This window comes from Vibrio sp. dhg (genome assembly GCF_003443775.1).
Classification (GTDB): domain Bacteria; phylum Pseudomonadota; class Gammaproteobacteria; order Enterobacterales; family Vibrionaceae; genus Vibrio; species Vibrio natriegens.
Genome location: NZ_CP028944.1, coordinates 911353 through 937351, shown reverse-complemented (window position 1 = coordinate 937351; position 25999 = coordinate 911353). Strand labels below are relative to the sequence as shown.

At 45.0% G+C, this 25999-nt stretch carries 20 protein-coding genes; 9 read left to right on the top strand and 11 right to left on the bottom strand.

The features are described 5' to 3' along the window. Nucleotides 1-55: 55 nt before the first annotated feature. From DBX26_RS19900 to ppsA, 3 genes are all read right to left on the bottom strand, one after another. Nucleotides 56-862 carry a helix-turn-helix transcriptional regulator gene (locus tag DBX26_RS19900; RefSeq protein ID WP_118120690.1) on the bottom strand — a complete coding sequence of 269 codons (807 nt, stop codon included), beginning with the start codon at nucleotides 860-862 and terminating at the stop codon, nucleotides 56-58. Nucleotides 863-985: 123 nt separating this feature from the next. Continuing rightward, a complete protein-coding gene (locus DBX26_RS19895) occupies nucleotides 986-1765 on the bottom strand; it encodes a YSC84-related protein (protein ID WP_014233653.1) in 780 nt (259 codons plus the stop codon). Between the two features lie 191 nt (nucleotides 1766-1956). Continuing rightward, a complete protein-coding gene (gene ppsA, locus DBX26_RS19890) occupies nucleotides 1957-4326 on the bottom strand; it encodes a phosphoenolpyruvate synthase (protein ID WP_020334436.1) in 2370 nt (789 codons plus the stop codon). Between the two features lie 339 nt (nucleotides 4327-4665). Here ppsA and DBX26_RS19885 point away from each other — a divergent pair, with 339 nt between their 5' ends. Then, nucleotides 4666-5499, top strand: coding sequence for a pyruvate, water dikinase regulatory protein (locus DBX26_RS19885; RefSeq protein ID WP_014233655.1), 834 nt, complete (start codon nucleotides 4666-4668; stop codon nucleotides 5497-5499). A gap of 132 nt (nucleotides 5500-5631) precedes the next feature. On the opposite strand, the gene DBX26_RS19880 is transcribed toward DBX26_RS19885, so the two are convergent. Continuing rightward, complete coding sequence (locus DBX26_RS19880; protein WP_029825740.1) at nucleotides 5632-6888, bottom strand: adenylosuccinate synthase; 1257 nt, start codon at nucleotides 6886-6888, stop codon at nucleotides 5632-5634. Nucleotides 6889-6993: 105 nt separating this feature from the next. On the opposite strand from DBX26_RS19880, the gene DBX26_RS19875 reads away from it, so the two are divergent. Next, nucleotides 6994-7860: a LysR family transcriptional regulator gene (locus tag DBX26_RS19875; RefSeq protein WP_014233657.1), complete on the top strand. Its 867-nt coding sequence runs from the start codon at nucleotides 6994-6996 to the stop codon at nucleotides 7858-7860. A 147-nt stretch (nucleotides 7861-8007) separates the two neighbouring features. On the opposite strand, the gene DBX26_RS19870 is transcribed toward DBX26_RS19875, so the two are convergent. Together DBX26_RS19870 and DBX26_RS19865 are read right to left on the bottom strand one after the other, a co-directional pair. Next, nucleotides 8008-9378, bottom strand: a complete 1371-nt coding sequence (locus tag DBX26_RS19870) for a hypothetical protein (protein ID WP_014233658.1) — start codon at nucleotides 9376-9378, stop codon at nucleotides 8008-8010. Nucleotides 9379-9491: 113 nt separating this feature from the next. Further along, nucleotides 9492-11111, bottom strand: a complete 1620-nt coding sequence (locus DBX26_RS19865) for an acyl-CoA synthetase (RefSeq protein WP_118120688.1) — start codon at nucleotides 11109-11111, stop codon at nucleotides 9492-9494. A 205-nt stretch (nucleotides 11112-11316) separates the two neighbouring features. Between DBX26_RS19865 and DBX26_RS19860 the strand changes: the two genes are divergently transcribed. Together DBX26_RS19860 and DBX26_RS19855 are read left to right on the top strand one after the other, a co-directional pair. Then, the gene (locus DBX26_RS19860) at nucleotides 11317-13677 is read left to right on the top strand and encodes an ATP-binding protein (protein WP_254063624.1); all 2361 of its coding nucleotides are present in this window, start codon (nucleotides 11317-11319) and stop codon (nucleotides 13675-13677) included. Nucleotides 13678-13686: 9 nt separating this feature from the next. Next, nucleotides 13687-14325, top strand: a complete 639-nt coding sequence (locus tag DBX26_RS19855) for a response regulator transcription factor (protein WP_118120686.1) — start codon at nucleotides 13687-13689, stop codon at nucleotides 14323-14325. Nucleotides 14326-14477: 152 nt separating this feature from the next. Here the strand turns inward: DBX26_RS19855 and DBX26_RS19850 are convergent, their stop codons facing one another. After that, complete coding sequence (locus tag DBX26_RS19850) at nucleotides 14478-15677, bottom strand: MFS transporter (RefSeq protein WP_118120685.1); 1200 nt, start codon at nucleotides 15675-15677, stop codon at nucleotides 14478-14480. Between the two features lie 150 nt (nucleotides 15678-15827). On the opposite strand from DBX26_RS19850, the gene DBX26_RS19845 reads away from it, so the two are divergent. After that, a complete protein-coding gene (locus tag DBX26_RS19845) occupies nucleotides 15828-16709 on the top strand; it encodes a LysR family transcriptional regulator (RefSeq protein ID WP_118120684.1) in 882 nt (293 codons plus the stop codon). 43 nt (nucleotides 16710-16752) lie between these two features. Here DBX26_RS19845 and DBX26_RS19840 read toward each other — a convergent pair whose 3' ends face one another. After that, the gene (locus DBX26_RS19840) at nucleotides 16753-17247 is read right to left on the bottom strand and encodes a MarR family winged helix-turn-helix transcriptional regulator (protein ID WP_118120683.1); all 495 of its coding nucleotides are present in this window, start codon (nucleotides 17245-17247) and stop codon (nucleotides 16753-16755) included. Nucleotides 17248-17369: 122 nt separating this feature from the next. Between DBX26_RS19840 and DBX26_RS19835 the strand changes: the two genes are divergently transcribed. Continuing rightward, a complete protein-coding gene (locus DBX26_RS19835) occupies nucleotides 17370-18287 on the top strand; it encodes a DMT family transporter (protein WP_118120682.1) in 918 nt (305 codons plus the stop codon). Continuing rightward, nucleotides 18284-18877 (top strand): NADPH-dependent FMN reductase, encoded by a 594-nt coding sequence (locus tag DBX26_RS19830; RefSeq protein ID WP_118120681.1) that lies wholly within the window; start codon nucleotides 18284-18286, stop codon nucleotides 18875-18877. The genes DBX26_RS19835 and DBX26_RS19830 overlap by 4 nt, the downstream gene beginning before the upstream one ends. A 182-nt stretch (nucleotides 18878-19059) precedes the next feature. Here the strand turns inward: DBX26_RS19830 and DBX26_RS19825 are convergent, their stop codons facing one another. Then, the gene (locus DBX26_RS19825) at nucleotides 19060-19764 is read right to left on the bottom strand and encodes a GntR family transcriptional regulator (protein WP_065297853.1); all 705 of its coding nucleotides are present in this window, start codon (nucleotides 19762-19764) and stop codon (nucleotides 19060-19062) included. Nucleotides 19765-20052: 288 nt separating this feature from the next. On the opposite strand from DBX26_RS19825, the gene DBX26_RS19820 reads away from it, so the two are divergent. Together DBX26_RS19820 and DBX26_RS19815 are read left to right on the top strand one after the other, a co-directional pair. Further along, nucleotides 20053-21678: an alpha-glucoside-specific PTS transporter subunit IIBC gene (locus DBX26_RS19820; RefSeq protein WP_118120680.1), complete on the top strand. Its 1626-nt coding sequence runs from the start codon at nucleotides 20053-20055 to the stop codon at nucleotides 21676-21678. An 80-nt stretch (nucleotides 21679-21758) separates the two neighbouring features. Beyond that, nucleotides 21759-23096: a 6-phospho-alpha-glucosidase gene (locus DBX26_RS19815; protein ID WP_014233669.1), complete on the top strand. Its 1338-nt coding sequence runs from the start codon at nucleotides 21759-21761 to the stop codon at nucleotides 23094-23096. 145 nt (nucleotides 23097-23241) lie between these two features. Here the strand turns inward: DBX26_RS19815 and rnr are convergent, their stop codons facing one another. Further along, nucleotides 23242-25494, bottom strand: coding sequence for a ribonuclease R (gene rnr / locus DBX26_RS19810; protein ID WP_118120679.1), 2253 nt, complete (start codon nucleotides 25492-25494; stop codon nucleotides 23242-23244). Nucleotides 25495-25784: 290 nt separating this feature from the next. Then, on the bottom strand, nucleotides 25785-25997 hold the full coding sequence (locus DBX26_RS19805) for a cold-shock protein (protein WP_005483265.1): 213 nt from the start codon (nucleotides 25995-25997) through the stop codon (nucleotides 25785-25787). Between the last annotated feature and the right edge of the window lie 2 nt (nucleotides 25998-25999).

Sequence of the window (25999 nt, the reverse complement as noted above, 5' to 3'; positions counted from 1 at the left end):
CATTCAGACTAAAGCGCGACAGTGCTGATCGACATATCCCTAAGGGGACAGTTTGTTATCTCACGCGGGTAATCAGATGATTTAAAAACAGCTGAAATAGCTCGCCAAGTGAAGAGACTTTCAACTGTGAGTATATCCGTTTGCGATGATTTTTGACCGTGCCTTGCACCAGTTCCAGTCGAGTTGCAATTTCTTTAGTATCAAACCCCTGTACGAGCAGCTGAGCGACTTCCTGCTCTCGTCGGGTTAACGTATCGGTGCCAAATGTTGTCAAAGCGTGTTCGATAACTTCTCTCAGATTGCCAGAATATGTCTCGGGATTAAAAACGGGCTCAGACATTGAAAACTCAGTTTGTTTCCAGTGTTGCTGGCACAGCGATTGAAGTATCGAAAAGTAAGGTTGTAATCGGTTTATTTGCTGTTTTGAGAAGTGTTTGCCTTCTTTCAGGTAGCCGAAATAGAATATTACCCAGGAATGAGCTTCTACTTGGATCAGCATACTGAGTTCATCTTTCCAGCCAGTCTGACGATAAAATTGGTCGCAATAGGCTTGGTAATCCACTCCCTTACGAACCACATCTTTTAGCGTAAAAATTCCTTGTTGTTTGCTGTCGTTTAACTTCTGGAAAAAGGGATCATTTTGAAACGAATTGGTGAGATAGCGTTGAAAGAGCAAATCACGCTCATTTTGAATCGAATCATAAAGATAAATAGGGTGTTTGTTTTCACGATATCCCAGTATCACCGCGCAATCAAAATCGAATAAAGCGCTGATCACCCGCATCAATTTCGGCGTGAAATTAGGCGTATTTAAGGCAGAGATGGCCTCTGCAAGGAGCGTATTAAAGTGAGTGTCAGACATGCGAAGTTGAATTGAAGTGGTTTCATGTAAGCATAACCAAAACCGACTCAACGAGAAAGGGGAGCGTCACCTTTTGCTTCGGCGGTTCTCCCCTTGGCTTCTATTTGTTCTTGAGTCTTTCACTTACTGAGAGTTGGTTAGCTCCTCGTTGACCCAGTACTTAGAACCAGACACATTGACATCGACTAACAGACCTTTTGAGTTCAACTGGTACACCGCGACACCACTGTTAAAGTGTGTGCTGAGTTCCTCTCCTTCATCGCCTGCAAGAGCCGTTGCCTCGCTGGACGCTTCCCAGCCTTCATTAACGAAAGTGTCGAAATCTTTTTGGTTTTCAAACAGCACCACTTGTTGATAAAACTTGCCGCCAGCGCCGAGTGCCAAGCCCATTCCGAACATGTTCATGTAAGTGCGTTTTTCTGTCTCTTTATTTACCGCAACGCCAGAGCCAGAGTTGGTGTGGAACAGTAAAGATAACTTGCGAGAGTCAAATACCGCGTAGCCATATGCTTGGTCGTAGAGTGCCTTCGCTTCCGGTTTTTCATTGAAGAGTTTGAACATGGTGCTGTCAGCCATCAAATCGACCGCTTGTCGTGCTTCTTCTGGCGTATCGCCTTCCATCAGCTCATCAATCTTTTTATCCGCGATATCAATCCACTCTTTGCTTTTTTCAATGCTCGCATCTGTCCATTCACCAGCCGTGTTCATCGCTTCTTCTGACCAGTTCATAAAATCTTGCCAAGCTTGTTTGGAATACGTTTTCGTACTGTCCCATGCCTCTTGTGCACCTTCCGCAACCGCATCACCCAGCTCAGACATCTTTTCGGAAATTTTATCCCAGTCTGCATGGGCCGGAGAGGCAAGTAACATTAGCGTTGTTAAGATAACGATCGGTTTTTTCATCGACTTCAATCTCTTGCGAAATGGGTTTCTTTCATTCTAGGTGAAAATCTGCAGAGGGAAAATTACGCATGACGCTAGGCTGCGAATATTGTCACGAACTCACGCAATATTGACATAAGGTCTTGCTACAGAATGCAAAAAGCCCCCAAACCGAAGTTTGAGGGCTTTAGATTAGAGAATTCTAACGCGAATTACTTGCTAACTTTACCTAGCTGCAACCAAGTATCGATAACCGTATCTGGGTTAAGTGATACAGAGCTGATGCCTTGCTCCATCAACCATTCCGCTAAATCTTCATGGTCAGAAGGGCCTTGGCCACAAATACCTACGTATTTACCAGCTTTCGTTGCTGCGTCGATTGCCATTTTCAGCATGACTTTAACCGCAGCGTTACGCTCATCAAACAAGTGAGCCACGTCGCCAGAGTCACGGTCCAGACCAAGTGTTAGCTGAGTCATGTCGTTTGAACCGATAGAGAAGCCGTCGAAGTACTTCAAGAACTCATCTGCCAGTACTGCGTTTGAAGGCAGTTCACACATCATGATAACTTTCAGACCCTGGTCACCACGGCGTAGGTCGAACTTAGCCAACAGGTCGATAACCGACGCTGCTTCGCTTGGAGTACGAACGAACGGGATCATGATCTCGATGTTCTTCAAGCCCATTTCGTTGCGAACGCGTTTGATTGCTTGAGTTTCTAGCTCGAAACAGTCTTCAAACACTGGTGAAATGTAACGAGATGCACCACGGAAGCCCAGCATTGGGTTTTCTTCATGCGGCTCGTAAGATTTACCACCAACCAGGTTGCTGTATTCGTTAGACTTAAAGTCAGACATACGAACGATAACGCGTTTTGGCCAGAATGCAGAAGCGATAGTCGCGATGCCTTCTGTCAGCTTACTTACGTAGAAGTCGATAGGATCTTTGTAACCACGGATACGCTGCGTGATTTCTGCTTTTAGCTCATCGCTTTGAGCATCAAAGTTCAGTAGCGCTTTCGGGTGAATACCGATCATCTTGTTGATGATGAATTCAAGACGCGCAAGACCAACACCTTCGTTTGGAATTTGAGCGAAGTCGAATGCACGATCCGGGTTACCCACGTTCATCATGACTTTAGTCGGTAGAAGAGGTAGCTCATCGACAGACGAACGCTTCACTTCAAAATCAAGATCGCCTTGGTAAACGTAACCTGTTTCGCCTTCTGCACAAGATACCGTCACTTCGATACCGTCAGACAGTTTGCTGGTTGCATCACCACAACCAACGATAGCTGGGATACCAAGCTCACGAGCGATGATCGCTGCGTGACAAGTACGGCCGCCACGGTTGGTTACGATAGCAGAAGCTTTCTTCATTACTGGTTCCCAATCTGGGTCAGTCATGTCAGTTACCAGTACGTCGCCGTCTTGAACCAGTGACATTTGGTCTAGTGAATCGACTAAACGTACCGCACCTTTACCGATACGTTGACCGATTGCACGACCTTCAACTAAAACGTCTGCTTTGTTGTTTAGCTCGTAACGCTCGATAACGTTCTTTTCGCTTTGAGAACATACGGTCTCTGGACGAGCCTGAACGATGTAAAGCTTACCGTCGATGCCGTCTTTCGCCCACTCAATGTCCATTGGACGCTGGTAGTGCTTCTCGATGATCATCGCTTGTTTTGCAAGCTCTTTAATTTCTTCGTCGTTTAGAGAGAAAGTGTTGCGCTCTTCATCCGACGTATCAATGATGTCTACTTGTTTGCCGATTTCTTGGCTGTTTGAGTAGATCATTTTGATCTGTTTAGAACCGAATGTTTTCTTCACGATTGGGTGAGCACCCGCTTCCAACATTGGCTTGTGAACGTAAAACTCATCCGGGTTTACTGCGCCCTGAACCACCATTTCACCCAGACCCCAAGACGAAGTGATAAATACCACTTGGTCGAAGCCTGATTCTGTGTCCAGAGTAAACATTACGCCTGAAGAAGCTTTGTCAGAACGCACCATGCGCTGGATACCTGCTGACAGTGAGATACCACGGTGGTCAAAACCCTGGTGTACACGGTAAGAGATAGCGCGGTCGTTAAATAGAGAAGCGTAAACGTGCTTCGTCGCTTCCATTACAGCGTCAATACCTTTGACGTTTAGGAAGGTCTCTTGCTGACCAGCAAAAGATGCATCAGGTAAGTCTTCCGCTGTTGCAGAAGAGCGAACTGCAACTGAAAGTTCAGGGTTACCTTCAACCAGTTCTTGATAGTTTTCACGGATATCTTGTTCAAGATCTGCTGGGAAAGGGGCGTCTAAAACCCATTGACGGATGGTCGCGCCTGTCTTACGCAGAGCGTCTACATCCTCAACATCCAGTTCATCGAGTAGTTGGTGAATACGATCATCCAAACCTTCATGGTCAAGGAATTTATTGAACGCATATGAGGTTGTCGCAAAACCATTTGGAACAGAAACGCCAACGTTAGCTAGGTTAGAAACCATTTCACCAAGCGAAGCGTTCTTACCGCCGACTTTGTCGACATCATTCATGGATAGGCCATTGAACCAGAGGGTGTTCTTTTGCATGTCTTTCTCCAGAAACATTGCAGCTTTTGTAGGGGGACTTAAGTCAATCTAAACAAATGCTTACTCGTTATTGTCAGTTAAAATCACAGAGGGTGTTTTTATAAATTGTGTAACCAGAGTAATAAGCTACTGAAATTTATAATTCACTATGAGCGACTTTTTCTGAACAATTTTCGACCATTCACTTGTTCAGGTTGATATCAAAGGCAATCGATTACGTTCTAGCTAAAAAAACTCAACGAATTTTCAAAGCTGTGGGGAACCTAACTGAAAGCCAAACTGATTTATTAATATTATGTTGACCATCCTACTCAAAAGATTTTGAAATATTAAACAAAAATGCAAACAAATACCCAAAGTCGTGATGTATTCTATGTTTCTGACGGTACGGCGATAACATGTGAGACATTAGCCCATGTTGTTCTAGGTCAATTTTCATTCATTCCTAATGAAAAAACCTTTCCTTTTGTGGAAACTCCAGACAAAGGATTGGATGTCGTCAAAGAAATAGAAGCTTCCTACCGCCGAAATGGTGTTAAGCCTCTGGTGTTTTTCTCTATAGTTGTGCCAGAAGTGCGGGAAATGCTGCTTGCGGCTCCTGCTTTCAGCTACGATGTGCTTGAAAGCATTGTGCAAAAAGTTCAGGACGACATTCAGATGGCACCTACGCCAAAGTTGCAGCGCTCCCGAAGTGTGGGTAAAGACTCCGATACTTACTTTGACCGCATTGCTGCAATCGAATATACGCTCGCCCATGATGATGGCATTACGCTAAAAGGCTTGGAGCAGGCAGATATCATTCTTCTGGGTGTATCGCGCAGTGGCAAAACCCCAACCAGCTTATATATGGCAATGCAGTTTGGTCTGCGCGTGGTGAACTACCCGTTTATTGCGGAAGACGTAAAGATGCTGCGCTTGTTGCCTGAGTTTGAGATACATCGTCATAAGTTGTTTGGATTGACCATTACCCCTGAACGATTGAATGAAATTCGCGAGAATCGTTTATCGGGCAGTGATTACGCCAGTGAAGAACAATGTAAATTGGAGTTGAATACGGTTGAAGCTCTGTTCCGAAGAGAAGCGATTCCCTACATCAATACTTCGTCGCTTTCTGTTGAGGAAATTTCGACTCGAATTTTGGAAAAGGCGGGAATGAAGCGTAGATTGTTTTAACGGGAAACCGTTCTAGACCGAAACGGCGTTCAGTCAGGTTTCAAAAATAAAAAAAGCGGCTTCACCCCGGAACAGATGGAAGCCGCTGCCAAAAGATGTGGATTACCAACGTTGGTTGGTATCCCTCACACCTTAACGCATAATCATTTGCTCACGACCAGGACCCACAGACACCATTTTTACCGGTACGCCCATGAGTTCTTCAATACGCAGTACGTATTTCTGTGCCGCTACTGGTAGCTCTTCAAACTGACGGCATCCTGTGATGTCTTCGCTCCAGCTTTCCATTTTCTCGTAGATTGGTGCTAGTGCTGCTGTTTGAGGCCAGATTGGGTTTTCGCTGTGATCGCCTTCGTAGCCAACACAGATTTTAAGATCGTTAAGACCCGTCAGACAGTCTACTTTGGTTAGCGCGATTTCTGTCGCTGCTTGTAGCTCAACCCCGTTTTTGGTTGCTACGGCGTCAAAGTAACCCATGTCGCGTGGACGGCCTGTTGTTGCGCCGAACTCACCTGCAAGTTCACGGAATGCATCTTGCTCTTCCATTGCAGTGATCAGCGTGCCTGTACCTACTGATGAACTGAATGCTTTCGCTACAGCAATTACGCGCTCTGGACGAAGAGCTGGTAGGCCACTACCGATACCTGCATACATAGAGACAACATTTGAAGATGTTGTCCATGGGTATTCACCGTAAACCAGGTCACGGCCAGCACCAAGTTGCGCTTCGAATAGCAGGGTCTTGTCTTCTGCTTGCAACTCTTTAAGAGGAAGCGTTACGTTACAGATAGCATCACGCCAAGGTGCAGATACTTCTAGTAACCAGTTCGCTAACTCTTCTGCCGTCTGTTCAAACTCAAATGTAGGGTAAAGCGCACGTAGTTGAGGTAGTTTCCAATCCATCATAAATTGAAGACGTTCAACTAGCACTTCAGGTTGCTTTAACCAACCAACAAGAATGCCTTTTTTCATCACACGGTCACCGTACGCAGGTGCAATACCTTGACGAGTAGAACCATATGCTTTGTCGCCTAAACGCTGTTCTTCTAGCGTATCTTCAAGTGCATGTAGAGGTAGACACAGTGTTGCGCGATCAGAAATGCGCATGTTCACTTTAACGCCCGCTTCTTCAACTTCCGCAATCTCCTGAGACAGCAACGCAGGGCTGATAACCATACCCGGACCTAAAACTGCCAAACAGTCTGGGTTGAATACGCCACTTGGAAGCTGGTGTAGCTTAAACGTGCCCAGGTCGTTAACCACGGTGTGACCCGCGTTGTTACCACCTTGGAAACGAATACTCGCAGAAGCTTGCTCTGCCAAAAAGTCAACGATGCGGCCTTTGCCTTCATCACCCCAGTTTGCACCCACAACAACGATAGACGACATAATTTGTACTCCAATAACAGACCGAAAAATCTTATGTCGCTCGCTTTAATAAGAGAAATTAATTATACTCATAGGCTTGATAAGAAATTCATATCGGAGTGGGCAATGTTGGATTTGAATTGGCTGAGGACATTTGTCACGTTGGCTGAAGTGAAACATTTCGGCAAAACGGCTACAGAGCTGCATATGACTCAGCCGAATGTCAGCTTGCACATTAAGCAGCTTGAGCAAGCAACACGGACGAAATTGATTGAACGAAATCCTGTGCAACTGACTCAGGCTGGAAAGCGCTTGTTGAATACTGCGCAACACATGCTGAACGAGCTGCAGATCTGTCAGTCGGATCTTAATGCAATTAATGATCTCACGCAGGGAACGCTTTCGATTGCTGCCAGCGATATTGTCTCGCGCTTGTTACTTATCAAACCATTTCAAAAATTCAAAAACGAGTATCCGGGCATCGATTTAGCGCTATTCAACACCACGTCATCTCAAGCGGTGGACTTAGTGAAACGTGCCCGAGCAGACATCGGTTTTGTTATCGCTCAGAAAGAGAGTCAACCGCTTCACTTTACCCCTCTGACCCAGATTCACTGGTGTGCTTTTGGCGACAATATCTTTGAGTGGCAGGAAAACAAAAAGGAAAGCCAGACGCTTATTCTGCTTGGGCACGATACTCGTACGCGAGAACTGATCGATGCTTCTTTGCCGGAACTGGAGCTGCCAAAGCATCGAGTGATGGAAGTAGGCAGTGTGGAAGCGCAAATCGATTGGGCGGAAGCCGGTTTTGGCACCGCGATTGTTCCGGACTTTTCAATTGACCCAAGGCTGAAGTTAACCAGAGAGGTGATACCATTGCCAAGCTTCCCCAACACAGACTTTGGCTACATCGTTCGCCAGAATCAGGTGTTATCCAAAGCGGCCAAGCAATTGCTGACCTGGGTTGGAGAGAATGTGTCAGTGGTAAGTTGAACTGGGTTGGAAGGGGACGTTAAACATGACTGTGAAGGTGATGTTAGAAACGCAGATGTTATAACGCAACAGGTGAAAACAGCCTGTTGCGTTTATTGAGTTAATTCAGCTATCAGCTATCAGCTATCAGCTATCAGCTATCAGTTATCAGCTGTCGCTAACGGTTTCGCTGTCTTTCTTATTGACCTGAAAACGCAGTATGTGAGTACGCTCAATCAGAACATAAAGGACAACCCCAGTTACTAGCCCCCAGCTTGCGCCATAGACAGCAAGAACCACGCCCATCATCCCGGCAATACCACGCTCAGTGTTATTGTTTAGCTGCTCTAGTCCTACCATCAGGCAGATGTAACCCGTTAATAGCAGAGTTAACGACAGCGCTATCGGCAGCACAGGTTGGAAGAAACTAACCAGTGGAAGCGCGAACAGAGCAATAAAACCGGTGATCCAAAACGTACCCGCGCCGCTGTAGATAGAGTCCATTGCTTCGCGCCCATGCTTGTAACGCTCTGCCATTGTTGCAGCAACTGCGGTCCATAATGGTCCGGCTAGGCCTGGGTATGGTGCGAAGAAAGCGTGTAAGGCGTTACGAATCGCGGTGACTAAATGAACACGGTCGATATTGTTTTCAATGACTTCATCGGTACGCAGTTCATCCGCTCGTTGCATCAATGATTGACCCACAATGATGTCCCCGAAGGCAATAATGTAAGCAATGACTGCGGTTGGAATGGCCATCAGGAATACATCTAAATCCGGGAAACCAATATTGAATGGTAAGTACTGCCACATTCCGACAAAGTCTGGTTGAGTAATTCCCCATTGGATATCAGGCATTGGGTATTCACCGACCAAAATGCCCACCGAAATGGCGATAAGCATGCCCGGTACCATGCCGTAATTAACGATTTTTTTCGCCAGTGGCACTCTATCAATCAATCCTTTGAAAGAAACTGAGAACATCAAATACAAGCAGACCAAACTACCAATGCTCAGAGAGATTGGAGTGGCAGCCAGGCGTCCGCCGCTGGAGATTTCGCCCATTATGGCTGCGATCCCGGCGCCGATGATGATCCCTGCCTTGAGCGAGTTCGGCACCAGTTTAACCATCGCGGAGCCCAAACGAGTCACGCCCAGGACTAAGAAGATGATAAATACCAGTAGTTGAAGAGCGAACAGCGCTTGTATCGCTTCTGGTCCTGGCTTGAAGTCGCCAAGAAAGAGTAAAACCACCGGAATACCCGGAGTGATCCAACCTGGCACAAACGGTACACCTAACATTGCTGGAATCATAAAGCCAATTCCGCATACCACTACGTAGGCCAGAGCGATGTCATAAGGTAGTCCGAGATATTTCTCTAAAAGGGGGATCATCGCTAAGCTCACTACAAACATAATTAACGCTTGCAGCATTTCCGCAAATTCCCAGCGGTAGTGAATGAAAGGCAGTCGAATTTTAAAAGGCCCCAGTGGCCAGTATGGTTGTTCGGTTCCCTGCTGTCGTTTATAAACTTGCATGGCGTCTTCCTTGTTGACGTTATCGGGGGAGTATTACTTTGCTGTGTTGCAGTAAAAGATGGGGAAGCAATGCCTCCCGATCTTTTACTTATTTATTTAGATTTATTATTTACTTAGATTTCTTTTGCCCAGTCGCGAAGAATGTACTTTTGCACTTTCCCTGTGGACGTTTTGGGTAAGTTGGTGAAGACAATGGTCTTTGGAATTTTAAAGCCAGCTAAGTGCTCACGGCAGTAGTCGAGAATTTCATTTTCACTCGTGAATCTGTTTTGCTTAAGAGTGATAAATGCGCATGGCGACTCGCCCCAGCGCTCATCTGGTTTGGCGACGACGGAAACTTCAAGAATATCGGGATGTTTGTAGAGAACGTCTTCCAGCTCAATGGTAGAAATGTTTTCTCCACCTGAGATGATAATGTCTTTAAGGCGGTCTTTGATCTCTATGTAGCCGTTAGGGTGGCATACACCTAAGTCGCCGGTGTGGAACCAACCACCCTCAAAGGCTTCTGCCGTAGCGCTTGGATTTTTCAGGTAGCCTTTCATTACGGTGTTACCTCGCATGAAAACCTCACCGATCGTTTTACCGTCTTTGGCGACTGGTTTGAGCGTTTGCGTATCGGCCACCATCACTCCTTCAAGCGTTGGATAACGGACACCCTGACGTGATTTTAGCGTCGCACGTTCTTCAAGGCTGAACTCATCCCAGCTTTCGTGCCACGCGCAGACAGTGACTGGCCCGTAGACTTCGGTTAATCCATAGACATGGGTAATGTTGATGCCCATTTTTTCCACATCGCCAATCACTTTTGCTGGTGGCGCTGCGCCAGCAACCATCGCGTTAACCGGGTGATCGATTGCTGCTTTGGCTTCTTCGGGCATGTTAACCAGAGCGTTTAGAACAATTGGCGCCCCACATAAGTGGCTAACTTTATGCTCACGGATCAGAGTGAGGACTTTTTGCGGGTCAACTCGGCGAAGGAACACATGTACCCCAGCCAAAGCCGTAATGGTCCATGGGTAACACCAGCCGTTGCAGTGGAACATTGGCAGGGTCCAGAGGTAGACAGGGTGATGGCCCATTGACCAGGTCATTTGGTTGCCGAGTGAATTCAGGTAAGCCCCACGATGATGGTAAACCACGCCTTTCGGGTTGCCGGTCGTGCCTGATGTGTAGTTGAGAGAAATCGCTTGCCATTCGTCTTCTGACCATTGCCATTCATAGTTAGGATCGCCTTCAGCCAGAAAGGCTTCATAATCGAGATCGCTGGTCGCTTCTTCTCCGCCGTATTCTGGATCGTTGACGTCAATAATCAGTGGCGGATTATCAATTAAAGTCAGTGCTTCTGTAATCACAGCATGAAATTCGCGGTCACAGACGAGTACTTTGGCTTCGCTATGTTTCAGCATGAAAGCGATGGTTTCCGCATCAAGTCTGACGTTCAGAGTGTTGAGAACCGCCCCGATCATAGGGACACCGAAATGCGCTTCTAGCATTGCTGGTATATTCGGCAGCATCACTGATACGGTATCACCTTTACCAATACCACGGCCGGATAAAGCCGAGGCGAGCTGACGACAGCGTTGATAGGTTTCTGACCAGTTGCGACGAATACTGCCATGAATGACAGCAGGGTACTCAGGGTAGACGGTTGCAGTGCGCTCCAAAAAACTCAGTGGAGTGAGAGCAATGTGATTCACTGCGCAAGGCGTAAGATCGTTATCATAGATTGACATTTAAGATCCTTTTTTTAGCTATTGGTGATTCCGTTATCAGATACTTTTTGTTAACAAGCGTGTTCTTTAAATTTAATGTTTTATTAACATGTGCTAGTTTATAGCATACCCGTATGAGTTATAGTAATAGCCTATAGTCTTATAGTATTTATCCTATATTTCTCTATGCTGGGTGTCAGAGTGGAAGGCGTAAGGGAAGAATGTTTTGATAACCACATCTTTGGAAGACGGCATGGAAAGCGAACGTGCACAGCTATACCTCAATTTATGGCTAAGTTTATTGCGTCAGGGTTCAGCCCCGGAGCAGGCTTCCGCTTTGCGTCGTTATGTCTCGACTTGGCCGGGTGTTCAACAGGTCTTTTGGCTCCCTTGGCAACCGTCTGAGCAGGTTTATACCAATGATGAAGATGGTCCTGCACTTCCGTCTGGACACGGTAATCCGCTGAATGCCAGTGATGATGGAATACGCGAACAACTGCAAAGCCAGATTTGTGTTCCCTTGCAGAATATTCGCCCTGGAGACTCTTGGCTGGCAGGACGTTTACGTCGTGCGGGGTTAGCTCATGGCGGGGTGATTTCTCTGATGCCAAAGGGGCAAACATCTGAAGGGGAAGCGTCTGAAGGGGAAGGGATACTGGTTGTCTCAACCGAGCAGCCTAGTCATGTCGCATCTGTGGCCGCCATGGGAACCTTACTAAAAACACTGCTGGCAAATATCTCGGCGCAACCATCTGAAGGCTTACTGCAGAGTGATCCATTACCCACGGTACGTTTTGATAAGCAAGCCAGGCCCAAGGCGATCAATATTTCCATGCAGAACCTCCTGTCTTGTCGAGATAATTTGTCTCTACAAGATCTGTTGCCAGTTAACTACGTTCAATTAATTGCCTCTTGTCTGAAGCAGGAAAGAGTCATAGCAGAAGTGGAATCTAAATTAGATGAACGCTACTTTCTGTGGCAGTTTTTCCCTGAGCCTTCAATAGGGTCTGTCATCGTTCGCTGTCGAGATGCAACACAAGAAATCCTGAATAAAAGAGAAGCAGAAACCGCCTCAAGGCTTTATCGCCTGATCACGGAAAATACGACTGACTTGATCTCTCGTCATCGACCCGATGGTGGTTTTTTGGATGCTTCAGCTGCCTCTTGGACTTTACTGGGATATTGGCCTGAAGAGTTACGTGGCATGCAAGTTAGAGAGATGGTCCACCCTAGCGACCGAGATTTGCTCATTTTGCAAATGGTTGAACCCTTGGAGCGAGATGGCTACCTGACTTTAACTTATCGTATTCGCCATCGTGATGGACACTATTTGTGGTTTGAAACTGCGTTTCGTGGCATTCGGGAAACGTATACTGGCGATGTGGTGGAAATTGTCGGCATATCGAGGGATATCACGGCGAGAGTAAGGGCAGAAGAGGAAAATAGACGACTGGCGGAAGTCGTCAGAGCCAACACGGACTTGGTACTGTTTACGGATTCGCACTGGCAATTAACCAAGATGAACCCTTCTGCTCGCACCGCATTGGGGATATGCGAAGAAGGTGAACTGCCGAATCTGGCTGATTTCCTGAGCCCTCAGGATTTTGACAGGCTTCGAGAGGAAGGTTGGAAGGAGGCCGTCCGACAAGGAGCGTGGACCAGCGAAGTGAAATTAACTCCGCTGAAGCACAAAACAGGTTTTGTCGCATCGTTAGTATTACTCGCTCACAAAGGTGCAGGAGGGCAGTATTACGCCTCGCTGGTTGCACGGGACATGACTGAGCGAGAGTTACGAGAGGCAGAACAAAGGCGTCATCAGGATGAGTTAGCGCATACTGCTCGCTTGGTTACGATGGGTGAATTGGCATCCGGTATTGCTCATGAGCTGAATCAGCCTCTGGCTGCCGTGATCAACTATGCGAGCGCCAGCCAGCGTTATTTAGAAACCCTTCCTCAAACTCCTCAAAATGCGGCGCGCGTTGCAGAAGGGCTGCAATTGATTTGTGGTCAGGCTAGCCATGCATCAGCCGTCATTAATCGTCTACGAAATTTTTTGCGCAAGAGCCCGCGAAATATTCAACCGTTAGACATCGATATGGTGGTGTGGGAAGCAGTGGGGCTTTGTGCGAGTGAAGCTAGTCGATATAAAGTCACCATCAATTATTGCAATGCAGAACATGAGAAACGACCGCTTGTATATGGCGATGCTGTTTTGTTGGAGCAGGTACTGATTAATCTGCTGCGAAATGCCATTGATGCCAACTGGAGTGTGCATCCTAATCAAGACTCAATGGTAGATATTAACGTGAGCACTAATGCGCAATGGTTGCTTATTCGTGTTAAGGATCAGGGACCAGGGCTAAAGCCGGACGAAAGTGACAAGCTTTTTACACCGTTTTATACCAGCAAACCGGATGGACTTGGGCTTGGGTTATCGATGAGTCGAACAATCGTGGAAGGTTTTGGCGGCAGTCTTGATGTTGAGCCTTCTGATCGCAGAGGATTAACGTTTTGTTGCTCATTGCCACTGCGTAGCAATAAAGATAGATCAGGGGAGAACAGTGGTCCCCGCAGCAACGCTTGTTAGGAGTATGACATGCAGAGTGAACAGATTGTATATGTGGTTGATGATGATCAGGGAATGCTCGATTCAACGGTTTGGTTGTTTGAATCGGTAGGGCTAAAAGCGGTGCCGTTTTCTTCCGGACAAGATTTCTTGTCATCATGTGATCCCGAGGCCAATGCGTGCGTTTTACTGGATATCCGCATGCCCGGGATGGGGGGGCTTCACATACAGGAAGAAATGCGTCGTCGAGGCATTAAACTGCCCGTCATTTTTGTTAGTGGTCACGCTGATGTACCCATTGTTGTGCGTGCATTTAAATCCGGTGCGGTCGATTTCATCGAAAAACCTTACAACGATCAGTTATTACTAGACAGCGTTCAGGACTCACTTCAAAGCGAGCCGAGTGTGATCAGAAGTAATGCTCAGCAATTGATAGAGGAAAAACTTAATTCGCTCACCCCTCGTGAGCAGGATGTTTTTTTGCCTTTAATTCAAGGTTATACAAGCCGAGAGATAGCCGAACAGCTGGAAATTAGCATCAAAACGGTCGATTTATACCGTTCTCGAATTATGAAACGTCTTGAAGCCAACAACTTACCCGAATTAGTCGGTATGGCGATTGTGGCGGGAGTGGTTGATCCTCTCGACTTACGTGCAAATAAAAAATGACTGGCGATGTGATGTCGTTATTTTTATCGCATGCATTTTTAGCCTCATGGTATGACCATGAGGCTAAGTACTCTAAGAAAATAAATCCTAAAAGTCGGTGTGGCTCAGTTGCTCGTGTAACGTAAAACTATTTCAGAGTATCTGCGTTGTCACTACACATTCGACGTTAAACTCGCGAAATCAGGCTTCTCTTTTTCCTGATTGTCGATTCTCCCGCTCAGGCAAGTGAGAGCCAAAGCGATGGCCACGATAACTGCACCTATCCATGGCGTGTGCATTAGGCCAGCGTTCGAAACGATCAAACCGCCACCCCAAGAGCCTAGTGCGATACCGACGTTAAACGCCGCAATGTTCAGACCTGAAGCGACATCGACAGCGTCAGGTGTGTATTTTTCTGCCAGCTGCACCACATAGACCTGCAATCCAGGGACATTACCGAACGCAAATGCTCCCCAAACTAAAATTGTGGCAACGGCCGCAATAGGGTTGACCGCACTGAAATTAAACACGATTAGAACAGTTGCAAGCCCGAAAAAAATGACTTTGAGTGCTTTAATTGGCCCCATTTTATCCGCCATTTTTCCACCCCAGATGTTACCCACCGCGACAGAAACACCGTACACCAGCATAATCAAGCCAATCGCACTAGAACCAAAGCCGGATACTTGTTCAAGAATCGGGGCTAAAAACGTAAAGGCGGTAAATGTGCCACCATAGCCTAAAGCAGTAATTGCATAGACCAGTAGCAAGCGAGGCTGAGTCAATACTTTTAGTTGTGAAGTTAGCTTAGTTACAGGTGGTTGTTTGAGGTTACTTGGTACTAAAAGAGCGCTTCCAATTAAAGCAACCAAACCTAGTACAGCGACGATCAAGAAGGTCGCCTGCCAACCAAAAGATTGTCCGATGTAAGTACCTAGCGGCACCCCTGTTACCAGCGCGACTGTTAAGCCTGTAAACATGATCGCGATAGCACTCGCTGCTTTTTCTTTTGAAACCAGTCCTGTAGCAATCGTAGAACCGATTGAGAAGAATACGCCATGAGCGAGCCCTGTAAGGATGCGAGCTAAAATCAGAGTGTTATAACCCGGCGCTTGCCATGCCATTACATTGCCTGCGACAAATAATGACATGACGGCGAGCAAAACATGTTTTCTATTCCACTTACCTGTTAAAGCGGTTAACACTGGTGCGCCAACGGCAACACCAAGGGCATATAAACTCACTAAGAGTCCTGCAGAGGGCAGTGACACTTGTAAGTCTGAGGCCATCGTTGGGATAAGCCCAACAATGACAAATTCGGTCGTTCCAATAGCAAAGGCGCTGAGCGTCAATGCAAGAAGTGCTAAAGGCATATTTATCTCCCTACTCGTTGAGTCATATCTTGTTGTTTAGAGAGCAGGATTATGCGTAAATGGTTTGTTGTTAAAAACATTGTTTAAGGCAAATTATATTTGTTATATATGCAATAATTTACTTGGTGTTTTACTAGTGTGGGGAAGGTGATGCTGACACGTTCTGATGACTTGGAAATTTTATTAGCGGTTGTTGATAGTGGTGGCTTTTCGGCAGCGGCAGAAGTTTTAGATATTCAATTAGCCAGAGTATCTCGTGCAGTAAGCAAGGTAGAAAGGCAACTCGGAGTATCGATATTAAATCGTACCACTCGTCGTGTAGAACTCACCGATGAAGGTCGGCAGTTTGTGGATTTAGTTCGAGGCGGATTGGCTCAACTCCAAAAGGCTGAGGAAGAGATCATATCACGTGGAGAATTGCCTAGTGGTAATTTACGCGTCGATGCAGCTAGCCCATTCGTGTTTCACCAGCTGGTCCCGCTTGCACAGGCATTTAAGGAATCCTATCCCGATATCCATCTGGAGCTCACATCAAACGAAGGTTTTGTTGATCTGATCGAGAAAAGAACTGATCTTGCTATTCGTATCGGCAAACTAACTGATTCGACATTACATGCCCGTCCGTTGGGAAAGAGTTCGCTCTATATTGTTGCTTCTCCAGACTATATTTCTCGTCGCGGGATCCCAAAGCTCACTGCTGACTTAGCCCAACACGATACTATTGGCTTTTCCATCCCAAAGACGCTAAACAACTGGCCACTAAAAGGGTTTGACCTGTTAAAACCAACTTTTACCTCAAGCAATGGTGAAACGGTTCGGCAACTGGTCTTAGCGGGTAATGGTATCGCGTGTTTATCGGGTTTTATGGTGAAAAAAGATATTGAAGAAGGACGACTCGTGTCACTTTTAGAGTCTGAACGATTTCCTGATATTGGACGAGAGCAAGTTAATGCTGTTTATTACAAGTCGTCTTCTGTTTCTAAGCGAATCTCGGCATTTATAGACTTTATTCAGCCCAAATTGTCACTATAAAATGATTTGTTAATTCTCAATCGAAGCGTTTTTTACTTCGCGATCATTTTTCGTTTTCTTCACAAATCAATACTTTACGTAGTAAGCCGGCTAGCTGATCTTGTTCTTTTTTTGTTAATGCATTCAGCATGTTATCCATGTTTTCAACATGCGCGTTTAATGCAGTATCAACCAGCTCAACACCTTTTGAGGTCAAGGTGACTTTGCAGCTTCGTCGGTCTTGTTCGCTAGAAATACGCTCTACCAACCCTTCTTTTACCAACTGCTCCAATCGTGTACTGACAGCACCTGAAGAAAGCATGAGTGTCTTATATAACTCTGTGGGTGTGATACCAGAAGGATCGCTGCGACGCATCGTTGCTAAGATGTCGAACTCGATGCTGCTTAAGCCATGTTCTTTGAACACCTTATCCATTTTAGTTTTCCAAGCATTACTGGTTCGGCGCAAACGTCCAATAACCCCCATAGAAGAGCAGTCCAGATCTGGTCTGACGCTTTTCCATTGAGCCAGAATGGAATCGACACTATCCAATGACATTTTTATCTCCTGTGTAAATATCTTTTCAAAAAGATACTTGATCGTAAAGTAAACATCTATTACTTTATAAAAAGTATCTTTTACAAAAGATACTTTTTATAAAGAATGTTGGAGGCGTCAGTATGCAAGGATTACATCAGATTAAGACAATCGGTTTGACTGCAATAGCACCGATCGTGTGGGGAAGTACTTATATTGTGACAACGGAGTTATTGCCACCGGAAAGCCCATTGCTTGCATCGACGATTCGAGCTTTGCCGGCAGGTCTGTTTTTAGTCTTAATTAGCAAGACGTTACCTGATAGCAAATGGCTGCTGCGTCTTGCGGTACTTGGTTTTTTAAATATCGGTTTGTTTTTCTACTGTCTATTCTTCGCAGCTACTTATTTACCAGGGGGGATGGCGGCGATAGTGATGTCTATCCAGCCTATGGTTGTGATCCTACTTAGCTGGAAGTGGCTTGAATCAGAGCTATCATCGCGTCAAATGTTGGCGAGTGCGGTCGGAATATTGGGCATTGTCTTATTAGTCATCAACAGTGCTGTAAAGATCAATTTGACGGGGGTGGCGGTGGCTTCTGTCGGCACATTAAGTATGGCGACAGGTGTTGTATTAACGAAAAAGTGGCAAAGACCCCAAGGCATGACCTTATTGGGCTTTACGGGCTGGCAACTGCTTTTTGGTGGATTCATGTTGCTGCCAGTGGCTTTATGGGTTGAAGGGCTACCTGAATCCTTAAGCTTGCCAAACTACATTGGGTATCTGTATCTGAGTGTGATTGGCGCGATTTTAGGCTACGCATTATGGTTTCGAGGAATCGAGAAGCTGCCACCGATTACGGTTTCTTTTCTCGGTTTTCTCAGCAGCGTATCTGCATGTGTATTGGGCTATCTCGTGCTCGATCAAACCCTTACTTGGCTTCAGCTTTTAGGGGCGATGTTTGTCCTAATTGCTATCGTTCTGGCGGCTCCTCGCGTGGCTGCGTCATCTAATAAATCTAATGACTTACTTTCTCCAAGCTTTAAAAAGGAATTAATATGAAGATTACCATCGTATCTGGTAGCCAACGTGCAAACTCGCAAAGTCTGCAAGTTGCAGGCTATTTAAAGTCACTTTCTTTAGAGCATTTCGATACCGCGGACATTTTGGATTTGCATCAACTTAACCTTCCATTTTGGAACGAAGGTGTTTGGCAACAAACTGAAGAGTGGCAGCAATGGATACCCATTTCCGAGACACTTAAACACTCGGATGCCGTGATTCTTATTACCCCAGAGTGGCATGGAATGGCGACGCCAGCGCTCAAGAACTTTTTGCAGTTGTCTACCGATGAAGAATTGGCACACAAGCCAGTACTTTTAGTCAGCGTGTCAGCTAGTGTAAATGGCGTGTATCCGATCAGTGAGCTGCGCATGACGGGAAACAAGAACAACCACGCGTGCTTTTTACCGGATCATTTAATCTTTCGCAATGTAGAGGAATTGATCACGACTGACCACCAATGTACCGACCAAGCTATGCATCAGCGTAATCAGTATACAATGACGTTACTCGCTAGTTATGCGCGGGCATTGGCTCCAGTTCATCGTGATATGGTCGCTCTGGGAAAGGCATTTCGCTACGGGATGTAACAGCAATCTATGCTTTGTTTTAATTGGTTTCATTCTTCTACTTCATCTTGACCAAAGACGCCTCTCTTGTATGGCGTCTTTAGTCTTTGATGTTGTCTGAAATAGGGAGGGTAACCCCAATATTAGAGCCGTTTTTAACGAAAATGTTGGGATCGTTGCATTTCACTGAAGAGGCTGGTCGGTTATTTACCGCGTTTGAGGTAATGTTTGTAAGACATCGTTTCTGGCTTGGAAACAATGCGTGTATATTCAAATACACGTCCATCTTTAAGAATACCAACGGATGAGATACACAATAGGGGCTTGTTCTCATTTACGCCTAATATCTCACACATGTGTTGAGTGGGCATTATGGCCTCAAAGTCTTGAAATGCGCCATCAATTTCAAAACCGAGTTCGTTTTCTAGGTAGGCGTATTTAGAGCCTTCTAGCGACATCACCTTCATTTTGGGATACATCGCCATTGGCATGTATGAGTCTTCGTAAACAGAAGGCACGCCGTTAATTAGCTTGAAACGACGGATAAAGTAGACCTTTTCACCACTTTCAATGTGTAAGATCTTTGCCAGATCTTCGTCGGCATCAATAAAAGCAAACTCAACAATTTTGTACTCAAGACTGCTGCTGGCATCCGTAAAGTATTCACTTGTACTTTTCAATTCCAGCATAGAGCCGACCATGGTTTTTCCAATTATGGTCGTTCCGGCCCCTTGACGCTTTTCCACTAAACCAAGCTGTACTAACTCTTGAATTGCTTTTCGGATGGTAATGCGACTGACAGAGTATTGATCAACCAATGCCTTTTCAGTTGGAAGCGTGTCACCAATCGCGAATTCATCGGAATCAATTCGGTTTTTTAGCTCCTGCATGACTTGTTTATACAGCATAAGTTACCTCTCTAATTTCTGATGAAATTATCACATCGCAAATAATACAAATCAATAACCTTTATTGAGTTGTATCGCAATTATTCGGTTTTAAAGCACACAATATACGTATAAAGATTATCTATAGGTCATGTTTTGTGAGCTTTTTCTCAAAGCATATCTTTTATTTGTATTCGATCACGTTTCACTTGTATTTAATTTGTCTCTTTTTGTGTCTGGGAGTAATTTGAATGTGTCGAAAGACGGAACACTGTGAAGATGAATAAATAACAAATTAAGGATCCTGCCATGTTGAGTGCGATACAACGTTTAGGCGGAGCGATGTTTACGCCAGTTTTACTATTTCCTTTTGTCGGGATATTAGTAGGGCTAACCATTGTTCTTAAAAACCCGGTTTTTGTTGGTGATTTAGCTGATAAAAGCGGTCTTTATTATCAAGTGTTACAAGTTATTGAAGAAGGTGGCTGGACCATCTTCCGAAATATGGCGCTATTGTTTGCCGTTGGATTACCAATTGGTTTAGCTAAAACCGCTCATGCCAGAGCTGCCATGGTTGTGATGGTTTCGTACTTATCCTTCAACTACTTTATTGGCGCGATGGGAGGTTTCTGGGGAGAGTTTTTTGGTGTCGACTTTTCTCAACCTATCGGTGGAACTTCAGGATTGACCGAAATTGCGGGCATTAAAACCATCGATACTGGTATTTTTGGCGCCATTATAATCTCCGCTTTGGTTACCTGGATTCATAACCGTACCTTTGAAAAACAGCTACCCGCATATTTAGGCATTTTCCAAGGTGCCTCTTTTGTAGCGATGCTTTCGTTCTTCGCTATGCTTCCTTCTGCTTGGTTAACGTTGTATGTGTGGCCTTCAATTCAACATGGGATTTTAAATTTACAGAACTTTATGGTTGATTCGGGTTCCTTTGGTGTTTGGTTATATACCTTTCTGGAGCGAATCTTAATCCCAACAGGTTTACATCACTTCGTGTATGCCCCATTCGTGTTCGGTAATGTGGCAACGCCAAATGGAATTGCTGTGGACTGGTTTACCAATCTAGAAGTGTTCACTCAATCTAGCCAATCTATGCAAGACCTTTTCCCTGCTGGTGGATTTGCATTACACGGTAACTCCAAGATTTTTGGTTGCACAGGTATCGCACTCGCGATGTACCACACGGCTAAACCAGAAAACCGCAAAAAGGTTGCTGCCTTGCTAATCCCTGCCACATTAACCGCCGTGATGGTTGGAATTACAGAGCCACTTGAATTCACTTTCCTCTTTATTGCTCCTTGGCTATTTGCCATTCACGCGTTGCTTGCAGGCACTATGGCAATGGTGATGTACAGCTTTGGTGTGGTCGGCAATATGGGTGGCGGCTTAATTGAATTTGCAACGGGTACCTGGATTCCACTGCTAGGTAACCATACCAGTATGGTGGTGACGCAAATCGCGATTGGCTTGTGTTTTACAGTTCTTTACTACTTCGTATTTAAGTACCTGATCGTTAAGTTCGATGTGCTAATTGCAGGTCGAGGTGAAGCCGAGATGAAACTGCATTCCAAAGAGGACTTTAATAAAAAATACGGAAATACGGGCAAAGACAATCAAGGTGCCAGCCCACTGCAAATCCAAGCATTTGAGACCATTCATGGCTTAGGCGGTGTTAAAAATATAGCCGACTTAAGTAACTGTGCGACTCGCTTACGCGTGACGGTGAAAGATGCAGATCAAGTCGAATCCGCTGAATATTTCATGAGTACTGGCGCGGTGAACTTAGTAAAAAGTGGCAATGCCGTGCAAGTAATCATCGGTTTGAATGTGCCCCAGTTACGTGAGGAGTGCGAAAAGATTGTTAATGAATATGAGCCAGAACTACAAGCATCGGAACTAACTCTTAGCCCGGCTCGCTAAGACCAGACGATTAATCAAAGAATTTTAAACCAGTATTGTATGGGCGGCTGAGGCGTCGCCCGAAAAAAGAGAGGCATATTATGAAAAAAGAATTCTCAGTTGTTATTGCAGGCGGCGGTTCAACATTTACTCCTGGCATCGTCATGATGCTGCTAGAAAATCAGGAGCGTTTTCCTATCCGTCAACTGAAGTTCTACGATAACTTTGCATCGCGTCAGGAAACCGTGGCGGAAGCGTGTAAAATTTTGCTGAAAGAGCGTGCACCGCATATTGAATTTTCTTACACAACGGATCCAGAAGAAGCGTTTACCGATATTGATTTCTGTATGGCTCACATTAGAGCGGGTCTATACGCAATGCGTGAGCAAGATGAGAAAATCCCACTGCGTCACGGTTGTGTAGGGCAAGAAACATGTGGCGCAGGTGGTATGGCTTATGGTCTACGATCTATTCCTGCTGTCATCGAATTGATTGATTACATGGAGAAATACTCGCCAAATGCTTGGATGTTGAACTACTCAAACCCAGCTGCAATTGTTGCCGAAGCGTGCCGTGTAATGCGTCCTAACTCAAAAGTACTGAATATCTGTGATATGCCTATCGGTATCGAGACTCGTATTGCAGAGATCCTTGGTTATGACGATCGTAAACAGTTCGACATTATGTACTATGGTCTTAACCATTTTGGTTGGTGGAAAGAATTCAAAGACGCAGCAACAGGTGAAGATCTTATGCCGCGTATCAAAGAATACATCACAGAGTATGGTTATTTGCCACCAAGTGCGATGAATGGCACTCAGCATACCGATGAATCCTGGAAGGAGACTTTTATTAAAGTTCGCGATGTGTATGCGCTTGATCCAGAAACCATTCCAAACACGTACCTGAAATACTATATGTACCCTGATTACGTCGTAGAACACTCGAACAAAGAGCACACCCGTGCGAACGAAGTTATGGAAGGTCGTGAGAAGGAAGTGTTTACCGAGTGTCACCGCATTATCGCTAATGGCACAGCGACAGATACGACCATCGAAGTGGAAGAGCACGCTTCATACATTGTTGACCTAGCGACAGCCATCGCGTTTAACACCAAAGAGCGTATGTTGCTTATTGTGCCGAACAATGGCGCGATTAGTAACTTTGATCCAACTGCGATGGTTGAGATCCCTTGTATTGTCGATAATACAGGGGCGAAGCCTTTACAAATTGGTGAAATCCCAGAGTTCCAAAAAGGCATGATGAACCAACAAGTGTCGGTAGAAAAATTGGTGGTACAAGCACACGTAGAAGGCTCTAAACAAAAATTGTGGCAAGCGTTGACACTGTCCGCGACTATTCCAAGTGCAAAAGTCGCGAAAGATATCTTAGAAGATTTACTTGAAGCGAATAAAGAGTACTGGGTGGAAATGAAATAATCACTAGTAACCAAAAATGCCCTGCGAGATCGGGGCATTTTTTATGGCTAAAAATAGATGATTGGTATCATTATTCTCGGTCATAACGTCGCATTTGCGCGATGTCGTCAGTTATGAAAACGGTGGTTATTGTGCGGCAAAGAGTCTACTGTTTTAGTGACGATTCACTAGAGTCCGCGAAGTTAAATATAATTTTTCTTTGTTTAGAATCGATTTCTTTCACGGTCACTTTGACTTGAGTACCTAACGTGAAGGTAGTGGTTGGGCTGGCAATTTTTTGTTTGATCGCATCAAATTCAAACTCCCCGTTCTGGAAACTTGATAATGGTATGAGGCCTTCAATTCGGTTTTCCTCTAACTCCACAAAAACACCGAAGTGTGTAACACCAGAAACGGTCCCCATGAAGCTTTGTCCAATGAATGGTTTCATATAATGACATTTTAGCGCCGACTCAACCTCACGACTTACTTCATCAGCTTGGCGAGATTGATGTGAACAATGCACGCTGAGCTGCTCAATCGTTTTTGTATCGTAAGGGTAGTTATTCTCTATGCCGGCTAGTTTGCGTATAGGGTTGAACTTCAATAACAGACTACGTAGCTTGCCATTACTTTGTTCTCTTAGTTTGGCTCGAATAGCGCGGTGAACGAGTAAGTCAGGGTAACGACGAATTGGCGAGGTAAAGTGCGCGTAAGCGTCATAAGCTAAACCAAAGTGGCCCATGTTTTTAGGCGAATACTCAGCTTGGCTTTGAGAGCGCAAGAGTAAGGTGCGTATTATGTCGCACTCATCCAATTCTCGAACTTGTTCCAATAACGAGTTGTAATCGTGAGAGGTTGGCTTATCACCGCCTGCTAACGTTAGCCCTCTGTCTGCAAGTAACATTCTCAATGAAGATAGCTTTTTCATTTGAGGGCCGGAGTGCACGCGATATAGGCTCGATATTTTATGTCGCTCTAAAAACTGTGCTGTAGCAACGTTAGCGCAGAGCATAAACTCTTCGATCATTCGGTGGGCGTCATTTCGAACAACTGGAACGATAGAAGCAATCTTCTTTTTGTTATTTAACGTAAAAGCGAGCTCTTGAGTGTCAAAATCAATGGCTCCACGGATTTTACGCTGACCAGATAAGTTCAGATACAAGCGATGAAGATTCACCAAATGCTGAGAGATATTATTTTTAGGATTGTTGCTTTGGTATTTTGTTCTCGCAGGAGACTGCATAACAATCCGGTTAGCTTCGTTGTACGTCAGCCTGGCATGTGAGTGAATAATCCCTTCAGAAAACTCCGAATCTAGCATGTTCCCTTCGTTATCAAAGGTCATCTCACATACCATCACTAATCTATCTTCATTAGGATTTAGTGAACACAAACCGTTAGATAATGACTCTGGTAACATTGGCACGACACACCCAGGGAAGTAAACGGATGTTGCACGCGACTGTGCTTCAAGGTCTAAGTGGTCGTTTGGCTGGACATAATGAGATACGTCAGCGATTGCGACGAACAGCTTCCATTGACCATTGTCCATTTGATACCCATAAACCGCATCATCAAAGTCTTTGGCATCATCACCGTCGATAGTGACGAAAGGTAAATCTCGGTAATCCACGCGAGATGTTTTGTCTTTTTCGTCGACTTGAGAGCCAAATACGGAAGCTGCATGGAGTACTTCCTTATCCCATTTGTCATTGATGCCATGGCGACGCAATGCCAATTTTACTTCGATTCCAGCCTCTCCCGCACGACCCAAGACTTCTGCGACTTCAACCGTGGTTGATTGTCTGTGATCCGGGTATGCTGTGACTTTACAATGAACGAGTTTACCGACATTTTTGGCGATGAGTTCATTTGGGGTGACATGGATGGTTTGAGTCAGTTTTGTGCTTTCTGGCACTAAATAGAAGTTAGAGCCTTTTTTCTTTAACAAGCCAACAATATGAGTCGTTTTACGTTCAACGATCTTGATCAAGCGGTGGTTTGAACGACCTTGCTGTTGAGCATTGCCTTTCAGAACCAGCACGATATCGCCATCGAAAACATGAGTCAGTTGATGTTTAGGTAAGAAAAGGTCTTTTTCATTGCTGTCGTATGTAACAAAGCCAAAGCCGTCAGCGTGAGTACTTATTTTCCCTGTAACTAAAAAAGCCTGATCGACTTTTTTGTAACCTCTACGATGAGTAAAAATCAACTGCCCGTCTCGCTCCATTGCACGTAAGCGCTTTTTCAAGGCGTCTTTTTGTGGTTTTTCATCCAAGCCCGCAGAGTGAGAGATCTGTTCATGGCTTAAATAGCTTTTGACTTTGTCGAACAAGCTAAGAATAAAATCTCGGCTAGGAATAATGTCGTCATATTTAGTGTGGTTTATTGATTGAGCGGATATATTTATTTTCATTTAATTCTCTTTTATTCGCCAATCGCTTTTTATATAAACCTATTTATATGAGTAAAGCACTAGGCGAAATGATTCAGATATGAATCACATTAGTTATTATAGGGGATTGTTTTTGGCCTTTTGCCAAAGATATATACTGAAATGACTTATTAGAAAGGTTGGTTTGCGTTGCAAACTGAATTTTAACGTTTAAGTTCAAGTTATTTGGGTATATAGACTTGGGTGAAAGACTTGCGATGATATAAAGAGGAGAGAAGAGGCACCGATGAATATCGATGCCATATAACGAATTACATTACAGTAACTTCGCCAGCTTGTAGGCCTTTTTTGCCTTGCTCGACAACATACGAGACTTTTTGGCCTTCAGATAGTGTTTTGAAACCAGTTGAGACAATTGATTGAAAATGAACAAACAAGTCTTCACCACCATTTTCAGGAGAAATAAAACCAAAGCCTTTAGTTTCGTTGAACCACTTTACTGAACCAGTTGATTTATTAGACATAG

Coding starts and splice junctions, on each gene's coding strand:
- DBX26_RS19900 (WP_118120690.1), bottom strand. CDS start 862: ATGTCTGACACTCACTTTAATACGCTCCTTGCAGAGGCCATCTCTGCC.
- DBX26_RS19895 (WP_014233653.1), bottom strand. CDS start 1,765: ATGAAAAAACCGATCGTTATCTTAACAACGCTAATGTTACTTGCCTCT.
- ppsA (WP_020334436.1), bottom strand. CDS start 4,326: ATGCAAAAGAACACCCTCTGGTTCAATGGCCTATCCATGAATGATGTC.
- DBX26_RS19885 (WP_014233655.1), top strand. CDS start 4,666: ATGCAAACAAATACCCAAAGTCGTGATGTATTCTATGTTTCTGACGGT.
- DBX26_RS19880 (WP_029825740.1), bottom strand. CDS start 6,888: ATGTCGTCTATCGTTGTTGTGGGTGCAAACTGGGGTGATGAAGGCAAA.
- DBX26_RS19875 (WP_014233657.1), top strand. CDS start 6,994: ATGTTGGATTTGAATTGGCTGAGGACATTTGTCACGTTGGCTGAAGTG.
- DBX26_RS19870 (WP_014233658.1), bottom strand. CDS start 9,378: ATGCAAGTTTATAAACGACAGCAGGGAACCGAACAACCATACTGGCCA.
- DBX26_RS19865 (WP_118120688.1), bottom strand. CDS start 11,111: ATGTCAATCTATGATAACGATCTTACGCCTTGCGCAGTGAATCACATT.
- DBX26_RS19855 (WP_118120686.1), top strand. CDS start 13,687: ATGCAGAGTGAACAGATTGTATATGTGGTTGATGATGATCAGGGAATG.
- DBX26_RS19850 (WP_118120685.1), bottom strand. CDS start 15,677: ATGCCTTTAGCACTTCTTGCATTGACGCTCAGCGCCTTTGCTATTGGA.
- DBX26_RS19845 (WP_118120684.1), top strand. CDS start 15,828: ATGCTGACACGTTCTGATGACTTGGAAATTTTATTAGCGGTTGTTGAT.
- DBX26_RS19840 (WP_118120683.1), bottom strand. CDS start 17,247: ATGTCATTGGATAGTGTCGATTCCATTCTGGCTCAATGGAAAAGCGTC.
- DBX26_RS19835 (WP_118120682.1), top strand. CDS start 17,370: ATGCAAGGATTACATCAGATTAAGACAATCGGTTTGACTGCAATAGCA.
- DBX26_RS19830 (WP_118120681.1), top strand. CDS start 18,284: ATGAAGATTACCATCGTATCTGGTAGCCAACGTGCAAACTCGCAAAGT.
- DBX26_RS19825 (WP_065297853.1), bottom strand. CDS start 19,764: ATGCTGTATAAACAAGTCATGCAGGAGCTAAAAAACCGAATTGATTCC.
- DBX26_RS19820 (WP_118120680.1), top strand. CDS start 20,053: ATGTTGAGTGCGATACAACGTTTAGGCGGAGCGATGTTTACGCCAGTT.
- DBX26_RS19815 (WP_014233669.1), top strand. CDS start 21,759: ATGAAAAAAGAATTCTCAGTTGTTATTGCAGGCGGCGGTTCAACATTT.
- rnr (WP_118120679.1), bottom strand. CDS start 25,494: ATGAAAATAAATATATCCGCTCAATCAATAAACCACACTAAATATGAC.
- DBX26_RS19805 (WP_005483265.1), bottom strand. CDS start 25,997: ATGTCTAATAAATCAACTGGTTCAGTAAAGTGGTTCAACGAAACTAAA.